Origin of the sequence: Bradyrhizobium sp. 1(2017) (genome assembly GCF_011602485.2) — a bacterium.
GTDB lineage: Bacteria > Pseudomonadota > Alphaproteobacteria > Rhizobiales > Xanthobacteraceae > Bradyrhizobium.
On the sequence record NZ_CP050022.2, the window covers coordinates 3,613,462 to 3,628,086 of the forward strand.

Here is a 14,625-nt window from a genome sequence, read left to right on the forward strand (position 1 = left end):
AACGGGCGGGCGGGTCATACCAGCCATTCCTTGATATATATCGTGGCACGATATATTGGCAGCGCGAACGATCCTCCCGACACGAGCAATCCATGCGCCAGACCCTGGACATAACCGGCGGCCTCCCGCGTTCTCGCGGCAAGCCCGGAGATTTCACCGCCGACCGCCGGGTGCTGGTCCTGATCGGCATGGCCCTGCTGGTGGGCAGCCTCGGCGCCGGAGCCGCATGGGTCCTGCTGAAGCTGATCGCCCTCGTCACCAATCTGGTCTGGTTCGGTCATTTCAGCACCGAGAACGTGTCGCTGGCGGACGCCCATCCGGGGATCTGGATGGTTCTGGCGCCGGCGGCCGGCGGTCTCTTGATCGGATTGATGGCGCGGTTCGGCTCGGAGAAGATCCGCGGTCATGGCATCCCCGAAGCGATCGAGGCGATCCTGATCGGCGGAAGCCGCATGCAGCCCAAGGTCGCCATCCTGAAGCCATTGTCGTCGGCGGTGTCGATCGGGAGCGGCGGGCCGTTCGGCGCCGAAGGGCCGATCATCATGACCGGCGGCGCGATCGGCTCGATCTTCGCGCAGTGCTTTCATCTCACCGCAGCCGAGCGCAAGACCCTGCTGGTCGCGGGCGCTGCGGCCGGCATGACCGCGATCTTCGGCACGCCCATCGCGGCCGTCCTGCTCGCAGTCGAGCTGTTGTTGTTCGAATGGAAGCCGCGCAGCTTCCTGCCCGTGGTGACGGGTGCGGTGATCTCGGCCGCGTGGCGGCCGCTGCTGTTCGGAACGGGGCCGCTGTTTCCGTTCGCCGAACGGCCGGACCTGCCATGGTGGGGCCTCGTCGCTGCGGTTGGCGTCGGCGTCGTTGCCGGCCTGCAATCTGGACTGATGACGCGGCTACTCTACGCGATCGAGGATCTGTTCGAACATCTGCCGGTGCACTGGATGTGGTGGCCGATGCTCGGCGGCCTTGTCGTCGGGCTCGGCGGCCTCGTCGATCCGCGCGCGCTCGGCGTCGGCTACGACGTCATCGCCGACCTCTTGTCCGGCCACATGGTGCGCGACGAGGCGATACGGCTGCTGCTGGTCAAGTCCGCCGTCTGGGTGATCGCGTTGGGCTCGGGCACGTCAGGCGGCGTGCTGGCGCCGCTGCTCATCCTCGGCGGCACGGCCGGATGGATGGAAGGGCTGGTCCTGCCCGGAGGCGCGTCATTCTGGGCGCTGGTCGGCATGGCTGCGATGATGGGCGGCACGATGCGGTCACCGCTGACGGGCGTGATGTTTGCGATCGAGTTGACCGGCAACATCGACATGCTGCTACCGTTGCTCGCGGCGACCGGCGCGGCGCACGCCGTCACCGTGCTGCTGCTGAAGCGCTCGATCCTGACCGAAAAGATCGCGCGCCGCGGTCAGCACATCACGCGCGAATACGCGATCGATCCGTTCGAACTGCTGCGGGCCGCCGATGTCATGGTCACGAAGGTCGAGACGCTGCCGGTGGACATGTCGATCGACGCGGCGGTTGCTTTCTTCACCTCGGATCAGCGCCGTCACAAATCCTATCCTGTCATCACCGCCGACGGCCGGCTGTCCGGGATGGTCACCCGCGCCGACGTGCTGCGCTGGCGCACCGAGGGCGATCATCAGGCGGCGACGCTCGATGATGTCGTCTCGGACACCTCCGGCGTGGTGGCTTATCCTGACGACGTGCTGGGGCAGGTGGCGGATCTCATGGTCGTCTCCGATCTCGGACGGCTGCCGGTGGTCGACCGCACCGGCCATCGCGTGGTCGGCCTGATCGCGCGCAAGGATCTGCTGCGAATTCGCACGGTCGTGAACGCACAGGAGGAGGATCGCAACGTATATTTCCTGCGCGAAAAGGCGCTTGTGCCGGAGGCGCGGATCGCGGAAGGTCGCCCCTCTGAACTCCAGCACTGACAGGAACAGAAAATGACCCGCGTTCGTTGTGTCACCGAGATGGGCATGGGCGTCGACGTCCACGGCAGGGACGCTACCAAGGCGGCAAAGCGCGCGGTGTCGGATGCGATCAGGCATTCGAGCCTCGGCTTCTTCCGGATGATCGGCAAGACCGCGAACGACATGTTCGTCGATGTCACGATCGGAGTGCCCAATCCCGAAGCCGTCGACAAGGAGGCGGTGGCCAAGGAGCTGCCTTACGGCACGGTCACCGTGACCGCGGTCAAGGGCGGGCTGGAGATTCCCTCGGCCACGGAAGTAGCCAACGATCCCATCCTGATTGCCAATGCGGCGGTGATCGTCAGCTTTGACAAGGACTAGGCCGGTGTCCAACAGCGATGTGGCGCTGCTGGATCGTCCGATCTGGAGCGCGCTGACGACGAGCCAGAAGCATCTGGCCGAAGGCGGCCCGCGAGCGTTGCGTTATCCCGTGGACATGACGCCCTTCGCCGACATGGTCGACATGTCCGCGGCGAGCTTTGCCGCGCTCGGCGATGTCATGTCGGGTTCGCAGGTCGCCGCGCTGTTCACGCCTGACCCGGTCGACGTGCCCGCCGGCTTCAAGGTGGTGCTCGCTGAGTCCGGCGAGCAGATGATCGGGTCGCCGGCCGACAGCCCATTGCGCGATGCGGAGATCGTGACGCTGGGCGCCGCCGACGTGCCCGCCATGATGGCGCTGACCGAACTGACCAAGCCGGGCCCATTCGCGGCGCGGACGCACCAACTCGGCACGTTCTTCGGCATCCGTGCCGGCGGCGAACTGGTGGCGATGACCGGCGAGCGGATGAAGCCCGGCAATTTCACCGAGATGACGGCCGTCTGCGTGCATCCCGATCATCGCGGGCGCGGCTATGCGCAGGCGTTGCTGGCGGCGGTCGCGCGTCAGATCGAGGCGCGCGGCGAAATTCCGTTCCTGCACGTGTTTTCCCACAACACGTCGGCGATCGCGCTGTACCAGCGGCAGGGTATGCGCATTCGCCGTCGCCTGCACGTCACCGCGCTGATGAAACAGGAATAAGCTGCAGCGCGGGCTTCATATCCCGCGAATTCGCGCTATATCCGTCCGAGTCATCATTTGGGGAAACGCATGGACGCCAGGACGCCTGATTTTTCCGCCGCGCGGACGGCGATGCAACGCTACGTCGATCAGGAGATCATCCCCGGGGTGTCCTGGGCGGTGCTGCGCGGCCGCGAAATCGTCGACCAGCAATGCGTCGGCTTCGCCGACCGCGAATCTGGCACCGCGCTTGCCCCCGATCATATCTTCCGTGCGTTCTCCAATACCAAGATCTTCGTCACCTGCGCCGTCATGCTGCTCGTCGAGGACGGCCGCATCGGGCTCGATGACCCCGTCGAAAAATTCCTGCCGCAGCTTGGCAATCGCAAGGTGCTGAAGGAGGGGGCTTCGAGCCTCGCCGATGTCGAGCCGGCAAATGGCTCGATCACGATCCGGCAGCTTCTGACTCACACATCCGGCCTCAGCTACGGCATCTTCGATCCCGGCACGGTGCTGTTCAAGGGCTACAACGAGGCGCGCATCCTCAATCCGCTGACGCCGCTCGCCGACATGATCGACCAGCTCGCCGGTCTGCCGCTGTCCTATCATCCCGGTACCGGCTGGGAATATTCGGTGGCGACCGACGTGCTCGGCCGTGTCGTCGAGGTGGTCTCCGGCCAGCCGCTCGACGCCTTCCTCAAGGCGCGCATCTTCGATTCCCTCGGCATGACCGATACCGGCTTTTACGTTCCGGAAGCGCAGCAGGGCAGGCTGGTCGCGCTCTATAATGGCGCTGATGTGCTCGATCCCATGAAGCCCGGGCTCACGCGCGCGGACAATCTTCCCTTTCCGCAAGCCTATCGGCGGCCATTCCCACGGCTCTCGGGCGGCGGCGGTCTGGTCTCCACCCTGCCGGACATGCTCGCGCTGGTGCGGGCATTGTTGCCAGGGTCGGACGCGCTGCTGAAGCCGGAGACGTTGCGGCTGATGATGACGAACCAGCTGCCGGCGGGCCAGACCATCCGCTTCGCCAATCTCGGGCCGATCCCCGGTAAGGGCTTTGGTCTTGGCGGCGCCGTCGCCTTCGCGCCGACGCCGTTCGATCCCCCGAATTCGACCGGCGAGTTCCAGTGGGGCGGTCTTGCGGGCACCCATTGGTGGATCTGCCCTGAGGCCAATACCGCCGGAGTGCTGATGACCCAGCGTTACATGGGCTTCTGGAATCCATTCTTCTTCGAGTTCAAGCGCCTGGCCTATCAGGCGGTGGGATGCTGATCGGGAGAGAATCTCTTCCGGCACCGCGAATGCTTTTCGGGGATCGGGGCTCTTGGAGACGGCGCAGCCCGACATCCGCCGTTATGCACGCGCGATCTGCCGCAGCTCGGCGCCTCCAGGCAGACCGTGAAGGCCCGCCGGCATCGCGCCCGCGCCCGGATGCGCGAATATCTGACGAGATGAGATCGAAGAGAAAACGAGGTGATGCGGGCGGGAGGCCTGGCTACCCGCCCGCTCTTTGCGTCAGTCCTTCCAAGGATCGAACTCGCCTTCGCCGGCCATGGTGACGGCGAACGGCCGCAGCGTGTGCAGCACCCGCACGGTGCCCGCGTGCTGCGCCAGCACGTCGGGCAGGCGGCGATAGGCCATCGGGCTCTCGTCGAGGTCGGCACCGATCAAGGTGACGCCGCGCTCGCTGAGCCAGCGGTCCATCTCCGTGCGCGAGAAGCGCCGCTTCGCCTCCCGTCGTCCGAACAGGCGGCCGGCACCGTGCACGGTCGAGTAGAGCGAAGCCTTGGCCTCCGGGCTGTCGATGCCTTCGAGGATGACGGCGTCGTCGCCCATGGAGCCGCCGACGAATCCCTTCTGGCCGGGAAACGCCGGCGTCGCGCCCTTGCGCACCACCCACAGATCCTTGCCGTCGTGGGTCTCACGCCAGGCATAGTTGTGGTGGTTGTGCACGCTCTCGGTCACGCTGCCGCCGATGATCTGGCGGACGCGCTCGACGACCCACTCGCGGCCCGCATAGGCGTAACGCCCGGCGAGCTGCATCGCCGCGATGTAGCGGCGGCCAAGCTCGCTATCCTCGTCGACCACGGCGGGCGGGACGTTCATGCCGTCCTTGCCGCCGGCGGCCTTGAGGTAGCGCGTCGCGGAGGTATGCCCGAGACCGCGGCTTCCGAAATGGACGCCGATCCAGACGAAGCCTTCCTCGTCGCGCATGAGGTCGACATAGTGGTTGCCCGATCCGACCGTGCCGAGCTGGCTCACCGCCTTCTGACGGTAGGCCTCCATGTCGCTCTCGCGCCAGGCATCGCCGTCGTCGAACAGATCGTGCTCGGCGCGCTCCGCGTTGGCGCGGCCGACGCCGAACGAGATCGTCCTGACGACGTCGCGGATGATCGTGGGCACGAGACCCGCGATGTCGTCGAAGCGCGTGTCGAGCCGGGCCGCCATGTTGCCGCACCCGATGTCAAAGCCGACGCCGGAGATGCTGATCTGCTTCTCATAGGCGATGACCCCGCCGACCGGCTGGGCGTAACCGAGATGGCCGTCGGCGCAGATCACGCCGGACACGACGTTGCCGACCGCCATGCAGTTGCGCATCTGCGCGATGGTCGCTTCCTCGTGCGGGCCGAACACCTTCAGCGGCGCGTTCTGGAAGCGAGCGTCCTGCATTCGGAGCTCGGCGATCGATCTCGCGGTCGCATTGGCCTCGCGGGCAAGATGCTCCTTGCGCGCGGCGTCCTTGTAAAGGCACCAGGCCGGCTGGCCGCGTCCTTCGCCGACGCGCGAGTCGGGATCGACGCCGGCGGCGAGGCAGAGCTCGCGGGCGCGTTCCATATAGGGATCGGGTCGTCGCATGGTCTTGATTCCTGCTTCACGTCCCGCGCGCACCATGGAGATGTACGCGGATTGGCCAGTAACTGTGCTGGCCCCGGGGGCCGTCGTCGATGCGCATCGGTTCAACGTTATCTTCGCCGCCGCGATCCACGCGACCGCGGCATCGAAGATAACGTCGACACGATGCGCATTTGAGCACGCGCCTTCTCAGCGCGAGCCCCGGGATTCGGGTCCCCCGTTCCGGCCATTGCCGGGATGTTCGGTTGGGCCGCGCGGCGGGCAACAAAAAACCCTCCGGAGCGGCAGGCTCGGGAGGGTCCGTGAGAAGCGGACTGTCGATCTTGCGGTCAGGCAAGATCGTTCCCATGAGCCGGGCGTGCAATATCGACTGGTCTCAGGCCATTCGATATGCAGACTAGGATTTCGTAGCGGTATGACATCGCTCGGTTCATGTGTTGGTCGGGAACGGAAGTGCTCGCGAGGCCGCGGGGACATACGCTCGCAACTTGCGGGTGTCAAGCGAGGCGCGCATGAAACTGCAGAGTGACGGATGTGCGACGTGCCAAACTATCTCGGCCTCGACGGCTTTCGCTTCGGCTGGGTTGCGGCCTGGATCGACGGGCGTGGCGATCACGGCTTCGATTATTCGCCGGGCCTGACGCGGCTGCTCGCGATCGCGCATGCGCGTGCGATGATCGACATGCCGATCGGCCTCGACCGAAGCGGCTATCGCGCTTGCGACCTGCGTGCGCGTGAGCTGATCGGCGCCTCCGTGTTCCTTGGTGCGCGCCGCGACCTCTGGACCTTTCCCGACATGGCCGCGGCCAACCGCTTCTATTGGACGCACGAAGGCAAGGGCAGGGGCGTATCGGCGCAGCTCTGGAACATCAGGGACAAGCTCAAGGAGGTCGACGAGATCATGACACCGGCGCGGCAGGCGACCATAGGTGAAGCGCATCCGGAATTGATCTTCTGGAATCTGGCCGGACGCGTTCGGCTCGAACCGAAGACGTCGCCGCGCGGCCGCGAGCAGCGCATTGCCCTGCTGAAAGCTCGAGGCTTCACCAGAATCGAAAGATGGCTGACGCTGCGCCACGGCACCGGCATCGGCCGCGACGATCTCATCGATGCCTGCGCCTGCGCGGTCGCGGCGCGCGACAGCACGCACTCCGTCGGTGACGGCAAGACCGATCCGCGCGGCCTGCGGATGGAGATCAATTATTGAAGCCCGGTCATCTCTCGCGCGTGCTTCCGTTTCCTGCATAGCTGCGACGATGATGATCTTGCTTGGCGCGGACTCCGTCCTCGTCCAGACTTGCGGCTCGTGCCTCGTAATCCTCGGCCATTGCCTGCAACCGCTGCGCAGCGTCGCGATGCGCAAGCTCGCCGGCGACGCGGCGGCACCGCTCAGCATGGTCCAGGAGGGCGCGCTTCTCGATGCTCATCATCCAGCGACAACGCATGGAAGGCGCAATGGTCCCTTCGCACAGGAGCGGAATAGTGCGATGTCTTCGTTTAGGAGGTCGGGAAAAAATAGCAATATTTTCGGGCAGGCCAGGAACATGGCCTTCGAGCCGACGTTGACGCAAGAGGCTGCTGAGGGACTCATTGCCATGTACGACGCCTGCCAATTGGCAACCGCGATGCTCGCGATTGCCTTTACGGCCCTGCTGTTGGTCACAGGTCAACAGTTCATCGAGTATCGACTGCAACATCAAGTGAGGATCCCGATCGTCGCGATGGCGACGCTGCCACCCTAAGCACGCCCCGGGACGAAGAGTGACTTGCGCCGCGCGGCGTCTTGCCTAGATTGGGCACGCCTCAGTCGATGCACCAAAGGTCCCGATGCCCGATCTGTCCACCTTTCCCGTCACCAAACGTTGGCCGGCGAAACATCCCGAACTGCTTCAGCTCTATTCCTTGCCCACCCCGAACGGCGTCAAGGTCTCGATCATGCTGGAGGAGATCGGACTGCCTTACGAGGTCCATCTCGTCGATTTCGGCAAGGACGACCAGAAGACGGCCGAGTTCCTCTCGCTCAATCCGAACGGCAAGATCCCGGCGATCCTCGATCCCAACGGCCCCGGCGGCAAGCCGCTGCCGTTGTTCGAGTCCGGGGCGATCCTGCAATACCTCGCCGAGAAGTCCGGCAAGCTTCTGCCGCAGGACGCCGCGCGCCGCTATCAGACCATCCAGTGGGTGCATTTCCAGATGGGGGGCATCGGGCCGATGTTCGGCCAGGTCGGCTTCTTCCACAAATTCGCCGGCAAGGATTTCGAGGACAAGCGGCCGCTCGAACGTTACGTGAGCGAGTCCAAGCGCCTGCTCGGCGTGATGGAGACGCATCTTGCCGGCCGGCAATGGTTCATGGATGACGACTACACCATCGCCGACATCTCGATGCTCGGCTGGGTGCGCAATCTCATCGGATTCTACGGCGCCGGCGATCTCGTCCAGTTCAGCCAATTCAAGTCGGTTGGCGCCTGGCTTGAGCGCGGGCTGGCGCGTCCGGCGGTGCAGCGCGGGCTGAACATTCCGAAGCGGCCGTAAATCTAGCTTAGCGCCTTGTCATGTAGAGCGCCATCATCGCGACGAAGCCGACCATCATCCGGCGCAGCAGCGATTTGCCGACGCCATTGGCCATGCGTGCGCCGAAATCGGTGCCCACCCATAGACCGGCGAGGATGCCGATGATGGCGGGCCAGCCGACCACGAGGCCTTTGGTCCAGTAGATCCAGGCCGGAGGAACGGTGGTCGGTATGACCGAGAAGATGAGGCTGACCAGTTGCGCCTGGTGCTGCGGTACGCGCAGGCCCGCGGCGAGGCCGACCGTGATCGCGAGGCCGCCGCCGATGCCCATGAAGCCCGAGGAGAAGCCGGCGAGCGTGCCGACGAGAAGGAGGGGGAGCCAGGGCAGTTCGCGTTGGGCCGTGGTCTCGTCATCTGCGTCGCCGCGCTCACGCCGCAGGACCAACGCCGCGATCAGTGCGACGAGATAGACCACATAAGCCCATTGCAGGAACGAGTCGGAGACGGCGGCCGCGGCGTAGCCGCCGCTGATGCCGCCGACCAGGAAACCGACGCCAATCCAGATGATCCACGGCAGCGGACTGCGCTTGCCGCTCTGCCAGTAGCGGCGCACGCCCGCAAGGCCCGTCGGAGGCACCTGCGCGATCAGCGACGTGCCCTGCGCGACGTGCTGTTCGGCGCCGAGCAGCAGCACGGAGAAGATCACGAGGCCGCCACCCGGGCTCACGCCCATGAAGCCGGAGGTCAGCCCTCCGGCAAGGCCGACGCCGATCCCGGCGAGCAGTTCATGGATCCATGGCATTGCTCACGCCCTGGTTCGTCGCCCGACACTTCGTCTTGTCGTGCGGAATCCTTCGATCACGCTGCCGGTGGCAGCCATGCAGGCTTCGACGTCGATTTGCTCGCCCCAGCATTTTTGCAGGACAAAACCCTGAAAGATCGCGATCAGCACCCGCGCCACGGCGTCCGCGTCGAGGTCGCGCTTGATCAGGCCGTCATGCTGGCCGCGCTCCACCAGCGCCACGATCAGCGCGCGCGGCATGTCGATGCCTTCGACGACGCTGGCGCGGACGCGGCGGTTGCGCAGGGCTTCGGCCCAGCTGTGAATGCCGACACGGCGGCGCGCTTCACCCGCCGGGTCGGTCAGCCATTCCGTGTAGACGCGAACCAGTGCGTGAAGTCCTTCGATCGGATCGCCCGATCCCTGCGCCACTGAGTTGAGCACGGCTTCGCGACGATGCCGGTCGTCGGCGAGGGCCTCGATCAGGTCGTCCTTGCTCTGGAAGTAGAGATAGACCGCGCCATGGCTCAAGCCCGACCGTTTGACGATGTCGGCCATGCCGGTCTGGTGAAAACCATCGTCGGCGAAGCAGGCGAGCGCAGCTTCGAGAATCTGCTGCCGCCGGCCTTCGCGTTGCTTGTCGCTGATCTTGGGCATCTGCGGTGCTCATAAATAACCGACAGCTCGATCGTTTTAGAGACTAGCCAGGAATCCCTTGACCCAAGCCGGATCAAATAAAAAACGATCAGTCAGTCTTTTTTATTCACAAAGACCCTTTTGGTCAAGCCCGTGACCGGAAAATTGGATGATTCAGCCGTCGCGTGGATGGTGACGGCGCCATCCTCGATGGCTGCCGCTAGAACAACCGTCCGCCGTTCGGCACGGGCTTGCTCGGCTGCACCAGCACGACCTTGCCCTCGGCATCGGGGAAGCCGAGCGTCAGCACCTCGGAGACGACGGGGCCGATCTGGCGCGGCGGGAAATTGACGACGGCGGCGACCTGTTGGCCCACCAGCGTCTCGAGCGGATGGTTCTCGGTGATCTGCGCCGAGCTCTTGCGAACCCCGATCGCAGGGCCGAAGTCGATCCACAGCCGAAAGGCCGGCTTGCGTGCCTCGGGAAACGGTTTGGCGTCCACGATGGTGCCGACGCGGATGTCGACCGCGAGGAAGCTGTTGAAATCGATGGTCGGCGAGGCGGCGGCCGCGGGATCGTGGGTGACGTGCATGGTCTTTCCGTTCGGAGGATGGGCTCGTTCGCAATATTGTCGCGCGAACCGGAGTTTCGTACAACGCCAGGGGATCACGATACGACGCATGCACGAGGGACGTCTTGGCCAACATCATCTACGGCATCAAGAACTGCGACACCATGAAGAAGGCGCGTGCATGGCTCGACGGCCATGGCGTCGCGTATGAATTCCACGACTACAAGGCGGCCGGCGTCGAGAAGGACAAGCTCAAGCAGTGGAGCGATAAGGTCGGCTGGGAGACGTTGCTCAACCGCGCCGGCACCACCTTCAAGAAGCTGCCCGATTCCGACAAGGACGGCCTCAGCGAGAAGAAGGCGCTGGTCTTGATGCTAGCGCAACCATCGATGATCAAGCGGCCCGTGCTCGAAGTTGGGGGCAAGCTGCTGGTCGGCTTCAAGCCGGAGATTTATGCCAAGGAAGTCGGGGCCAAGACCCGCTAAAGGCTAGTTCAGCTCGATGGTCTCGGTGGCGACACTTGGGCCGGACTGGTCGGCGAGCTCGACCACGTCGGCCGCCGCGATGCGGCCAGGCGCGCGATGAAACAGGTCGCGGTCGATCACGGCGCGCAGCCTGGGACGCGGCGGCGCGTCATTTCCGCGCATCAGGTTCTTGATCTCGAAGCCTCCGTCCTCGCAAAAGGTCTTCACGGACGCGATGACGTGGCTGACCTTGTCATCGGTCAGGAACGGCAGCAGCAGGCGTTCATAGGCGACGTTGCGTCCATAGATGTCATCGACGTCGGCAACGCTGTAGACCGGAAGCCCGCGCGCGACGCATTCGTGATAGATCGGCATCACGAACGGCGCGAGCCGCGGTCCGACATAGTCTTGCAGCAGGATTCCCTTGCCGGTGTGCCCATAGGCGCGCGAGATGCGCGTGCCTTCGCTCTGGATGATCAGGTGCGGCATCGGCCCCGAGCGGTCCACCGTGTAATAGATGAGATCGGACAGCTCTTCCTCGAGCCGCGCAGGCTGGTACTCCCAGATCGCCGGTGCGACCTGCTGGCGCGCATAAAGTCGCAGCCACGTGTTCAGGAGATCACGCTGCCTGATCGACTTGACGACGGAGGGCGCGGTGCTGGCGAAATCCAAAACAAAAATCCCGGCAGGTAAAAACCTGCACATGATGCTCGCTGCGGGAAAATTTTCTATGAAGGCTGGCGCGCGGGACGAAAGACCGTTAACGACGACTTGATGGCCGGTGCTTTGCGAACCGGGAGGCCGGGCAGGCACGACATCAACGTCTCCGACTAAGGGAGCATTTGTATCCCAGCCGGAGGCCTGATCTGCTCAGCTTTCCGCCTTGCCTAACCCCCGTCACCTCCGGCATATTCCGCGCCCGGAGGCGGCGTTCCGGATGGGCTCCAAGGCCTCCGGAAAGCCGAAGCAACAAGGACAGCCACGCGCGGCCAGCGCGTCGCGCGGGCAGGGGGAAATCTGTTTGGCCGATGAGTTCATTCTCGAAACGGAAGGCTTGACCAAGGAGTTCGCGGGCTTCTTCGCCGTCCGCGACGTTGCGCTCAAGGTTCGCCGTGGGAGCATTCATGCGTTGATCGGCCCGAACGGCGCCGGCAAGACGACATGCTTTAATCTTTTGACCAAGTTCCTGAAACCGTCTGCCGGAAAGATCCTGTACAAGGGGCAGGACATCACTGCGATGGCGCCGGCCGACGTGGCCCGCATGGGCCTCGTTCGTTCGTTCCAGATTTCGGCGGTGTTTCCCCATCTTACCGCGCTGGAGAATGTTCGCGTCGCGCTTCAGCGCCAGCACGGCTCTTCGTTCGACTTCTGGCGTTCCAAATCGGTGCTCAACCGCTTCAACGATCGCGCGCGCGAGCTGTTGAACGACGTCGGCCTCAACGAGTTCGCCAACACGCCCGCCGTCGAGATGCCCTACGGTCGCAAGCGCGCACTGGAGATCGCAACGACGCTGGCGCTCGACCCCGAGATGATGCTGCTGGACGAGCCGATGGCCGGCATGGGTCACGAAGACATCGACAAGATCGCGGCGCTGATCAAGCGTATCTCCGCGAAATATACCATCCTGATGGTCGAGCATAATCTGAGCGTGGTGGCCAATCTCTCCGATATCATCACCGTGCTGACGCGCGGGCAGGTGCTTGCGCAAGGCCATTACTCCGAGCTCACCAAGGACGAGCGCGTCAAGGAAGCCTATCTGGGAGCCGGTCATGCCTGACACTGCGATCGCCGAGGCTCCGGCAAGGACCGCGACCGGCGGACAGATCCTTCAGGTCCGCAACCTGGAATCCTGGTACGGCGAGTCTCACATCCTGCACGGGATCAATTTCGACGTGAATGCGGGCGAGGTCGTCACTCTGCTCGGGCGCAACGGCGCCGGCAAGACGACCACGCTGAAGTCGATCATGGGCATCATCGGCAAGCGTACCGGTTCGGTGAAGTTCAACAACCAGGAGATCATCCGCGCGACCTCCGACAAGATCGCACGCATGGGCATCGCCTTCTGCCCGGAAGAACGGGGGATCTTCTCCAGCCTCGACGTGCGGGAGAATTTGTTGCTGCCGCCGGTGGTCCGCGAGGGCGGGCTGCCGCTCGACCAGATCTTCGACCTGTTCCCGAACCTGAGGGAGCGGCTCAAGAGCCAGGGCACCAAGCTGTCGGGCGGCGAGCAGCAGATGCTGGCGATTGCACGCATCCTGCGTACCGGCGCGAGCTTCCTGATGCTGGACGAGCCGACCGAGGGTCTTGCGCCTGTGATCATCCAGCAGATCGGCCACACCATTGCGCGGCTCAAGAAGGAAGGCTTCACCATTCTCCTGGTCGAGCAGAACTTCCGCTTCGCGTCGACCGTGGCCGACCGCTATTACGTGGTCGAGCACGGCAAGATCATTGACGGGTTCTCCAACGCCGAGCTTGCCGCCAACATGGACAAGCTCCACACCTATCTCGGCGTCTAGTACGCCAAAGAAGAATCGAAAAAGGAAAGTTGCATGAACACCAAGTCGATTGCGTCATTGCTGCTGACCACGGCGCTGAGCTTCGCCGCGGCCGGCGTCGCGTCCGCGCAGGACAAGACCGTCAAGATCGGCGCGCTGTCCGATCAGTCCGGGCTCTACGCCGACCTCGGCGGACCGGGCTCGACGCTCGCCGCACGAATGGCCGTCGAGGATTCCGGCTTGGCGGCGAAGGGCTGGAAGATCGACATCATCTCGGGCGACCACCAGAACAAGCCCGACATCGGGACCACGATCGCGCGCCAATGGTTCGACGTCGACAAGGTCGACGTCATCGTCGACGTGCCGAACTCGGGCGTCGCGCTCGCCGTCAACAACGTCGTCAAGGAAAAGAACGGCGTCTACATCAATTCGGGTGCGGCGACCTCGGACCTCACCAACGCGCAGTGCTCGCCCAACACGGTGCACTGGACCTACGACACCTACATGCTGGCTCATACCACCGGCCAGGCGCTGGTGAAGGCCGGCGGTGATACCTGGTTCTTCCTGACGGCCGACTACGCCTTCGGCGCAGCGCTTGAGCGCGACACCACGGCGGTCATCACCGCCAACGGCGGCAAAGTGGCGGGGGGCGTCAAGCATCCGCTGAACACGCCGGATTTTTCCTCGTTCCTGCTTCAGGCGCAGGCCTCCAAGGCCAAGATCATCGGCCTTGCCAATGCCGGCGGCGACACCACGAACACGATCAAGCAGGCGGCCGAGTTCGGCATCGTCAAGGGCGGTCAGAAGCTCGCGGCGCTGCTGCTGTTCCTCACCGACGTCAAAGCGATCGGTCTGGAGACGGCGCAAGGCCTCAACTTCACCGAGACGTTCTATTGGGACATGAACGACCAGACCCGGGCGTTCTCCAAGCGCTTCGCGGAGAAGATGAAGAACAATGCGCCGCCGACCATGGTGCAGGCCGGCGTCTATGCGGGCGTGCGTCATTACCTCAAGGCGCTGGAAGCGCTCGGCGGAAATCCGCATGACGGCGTCAAGATCGTCGAGAAAATGAAGTCGATGCCGACCGAGGACGATCTGTTCGGCAAGGGCGAGATCCAGCCCAACGGCCGCACCATCCACAGCGCCTACCTGTTCGAAGTCAAGAAGCCCTCGGAATCCAAGGGGCCGTGGGATTTCTACAAGCTCGTCGGCACGGTGCCGGGCGACCAGGCGTTCACGCCGCTGTCCGAGAGCAAGTGCGCGCTGCTCAAGAAGTAAGATCAATAGCCCGCCGGCTGCTTGCCGGCGGGCAGGTCTAGGGAACGCCGAAGGGACCGGGTGCGG

General features: G+C 64.3%; 16 protein-coding genes. 11 read left to right on the top strand and 5 right to left on the bottom strand.

Going from position 1 to position 14,625, the window contains the following annotated elements; translation table 11 throughout:
* Positions 1–92: 92 nt before the first annotated feature.
* From HAP40_RS16835 to HAP40_RS16850, 4 genes are all read left to right on the top strand, one after another.
* On the top strand, positions 93–1,931 hold the full coding sequence (locus HAP40_RS16835) for a chloride channel protein (protein WP_166816756.1): 1,839 nt from the start codon (positions 93–95) through the stop codon (positions 1,929–1,931).
* Between the two features lie 12 nt (positions 1,932–1,943).
* Entirely contained in the window at positions 1,944–2,291 is a 348-nt protein-coding gene (locus HAP40_RS16840) for a Lin0512 family protein (protein ID WP_018646107.1), read from the top strand.
* 4 nt (positions 2,292–2,295) lie between these two features.
* Entirely contained in the window at positions 2,296–2,988 is a 693-nt protein-coding gene (locus HAP40_RS16845; RefSeq protein ID WP_166816755.1) for a GNAT family N-acetyltransferase, read from the top strand.
* 69 nt (positions 2,989–3,057) lie between these two features.
* Positions 3,058–4,242: a serine hydrolase domain-containing protein gene (locus HAP40_RS16850; protein WP_208024767.1), complete on the top strand. Its 1,185-nt coding sequence runs from the start codon at positions 3,058–3,060 to the stop codon at positions 4,240–4,242.
* A gap of 243 nt (positions 4,243–4,485) precedes the next feature.
* Here HAP40_RS16850 and HAP40_RS16855 read toward each other — a convergent pair whose 3' ends face one another.
* On the bottom strand, positions 4,486–5,826 hold the full coding sequence (locus HAP40_RS16855; protein ID WP_166816754.1) for an RtcB family protein: 1,341 nt from the start codon (positions 5,824–5,826) through the stop codon (positions 4,486–4,488).
* Between the two features lie 538 nt (positions 5,827–6,364).
* Between HAP40_RS16855 and HAP40_RS16860 the strand changes: the two genes are divergently transcribed.
* The 3 genes from HAP40_RS16860 to HAP40_RS16870 all read left to right on the top strand — a co-directional run bounded on the left by HAP40_RS16860 (position 6,365) and on the right by HAP40_RS16870 (position 8,355).
* Positions 6,365–7,030 carry a DUF429 domain-containing protein gene (locus tag HAP40_RS16860; RefSeq protein ID WP_166819471.1) on the top strand — a complete coding sequence of 222 codons (666 nt, stop codon included), beginning with the start codon at positions 6,365–6,367 and terminating at the stop codon, positions 7,028–7,030.
* 148 nt (positions 7,031–7,178) lie between these two features.
* The gene (locus tag HAP40_RS16865; RefSeq protein WP_166810899.1) at positions 7,179–7,565 is read left to right on the top strand and encodes a hypothetical protein; all 387 of its coding nucleotides are present in this window, start codon (positions 7,179–7,181) and stop codon (positions 7,563–7,565) included.
* 85 nt (positions 7,566–7,650) lie between these two features.
* Positions 7,651–8,355: a glutathione S-transferase family protein gene (locus HAP40_RS16870; RefSeq protein ID WP_166816753.1), complete on the top strand. Its 705-nt coding sequence runs from the start codon at positions 7,651–7,653 to the stop codon at positions 8,353–8,355.
* Between the two features lie 7 nt (positions 8,356–8,362).
* Here the strand turns inward: HAP40_RS16870 and HAP40_RS16875 are convergent, their stop codons facing one another.
* The 3 genes from HAP40_RS16875 to HAP40_RS16885 form a co-directional block, all read right to left on the bottom strand.
* Positions 8,363–9,136 (bottom strand): sulfite exporter TauE/SafE family protein, encoded by a 774-nt coding sequence (locus HAP40_RS16875; protein WP_166816752.1) that lies wholly within the window; start codon positions 9,134–9,136, stop codon positions 8,363–8,365.
* Between the two features lie 3 nt (positions 9,137–9,139).
* A complete protein-coding gene (locus HAP40_RS16880) occupies positions 9,140–9,772 on the bottom strand; it encodes a TetR/AcrR family transcriptional regulator (RefSeq protein WP_166816751.1) in 633 nt (210 codons plus the stop codon).
* A gap of 199 nt (positions 9,773–9,971) precedes the next feature.
* Complete coding sequence (locus tag HAP40_RS16885; protein ID WP_166816750.1) at positions 9,972–10,343, bottom strand: tRNA-binding protein; 372 nt, start codon at positions 10,341–10,343, stop codon at positions 9,972–9,974.
* 104 nt (positions 10,344–10,447) lie between these two features.
* Between HAP40_RS16885 and HAP40_RS16890 the strand changes: the two genes are divergently transcribed.
* Positions 10,448–10,807 carry an ArsC family reductase gene (locus HAP40_RS16890; RefSeq protein ID WP_166816749.1) on the top strand — a complete coding sequence of 120 codons (360 nt, stop codon included), beginning with the start codon at positions 10,448–10,450 and terminating at the stop codon, positions 10,805–10,807.
* A gap of 3 nt (positions 10,808–10,810) precedes the next feature.
* Here the strand turns inward: HAP40_RS16890 and HAP40_RS16895 are convergent, their stop codons facing one another.
* On the bottom strand, positions 10,811–11,491 hold the full coding sequence (locus HAP40_RS16895) for a PAS domain-containing protein (RefSeq protein WP_208024766.1): 681 nt from the start codon (positions 11,489–11,491) through the stop codon (positions 10,811–10,813).
* A 316-nt stretch (positions 11,492–11,807) separates the two neighbouring features.
* Between HAP40_RS16895 and HAP40_RS16900 the strand changes: the two genes are divergently transcribed.
* From HAP40_RS16900 to HAP40_RS16910, 3 genes are read left to right on the top strand one after another with little or no spacing between them, the layout of a single operon-like run.
* The gene (locus HAP40_RS16900; RefSeq protein WP_018317619.1) at positions 11,808–12,563 is read left to right on the top strand and encodes an ABC transporter ATP-binding protein; all 756 of its coding nucleotides are present in this window, start codon (positions 11,808–11,810) and stop codon (positions 12,561–12,563) included.
* The gene (locus HAP40_RS16905; protein WP_166816748.1) at positions 12,556–13,302 is read left to right on the top strand and encodes an ABC transporter ATP-binding protein; all 747 of its coding nucleotides are present in this window, start codon (positions 12,556–12,558) and stop codon (positions 13,300–13,302) included. The genes HAP40_RS16900 and HAP40_RS16905 overlap by 8 nt, the downstream gene beginning before the upstream one ends.
* A gap of 33 nt (positions 13,303–13,335) precedes the next feature.
* Positions 13,336–14,559, top strand: coding sequence for an ABC transporter substrate-binding protein (locus tag HAP40_RS16910; protein ID WP_166816747.1), 1,224 nt, complete (start codon positions 13,336–13,338; stop codon positions 14,557–14,559).
* Positions 14,560–14,625: the final 66 nt, after the last annotated feature.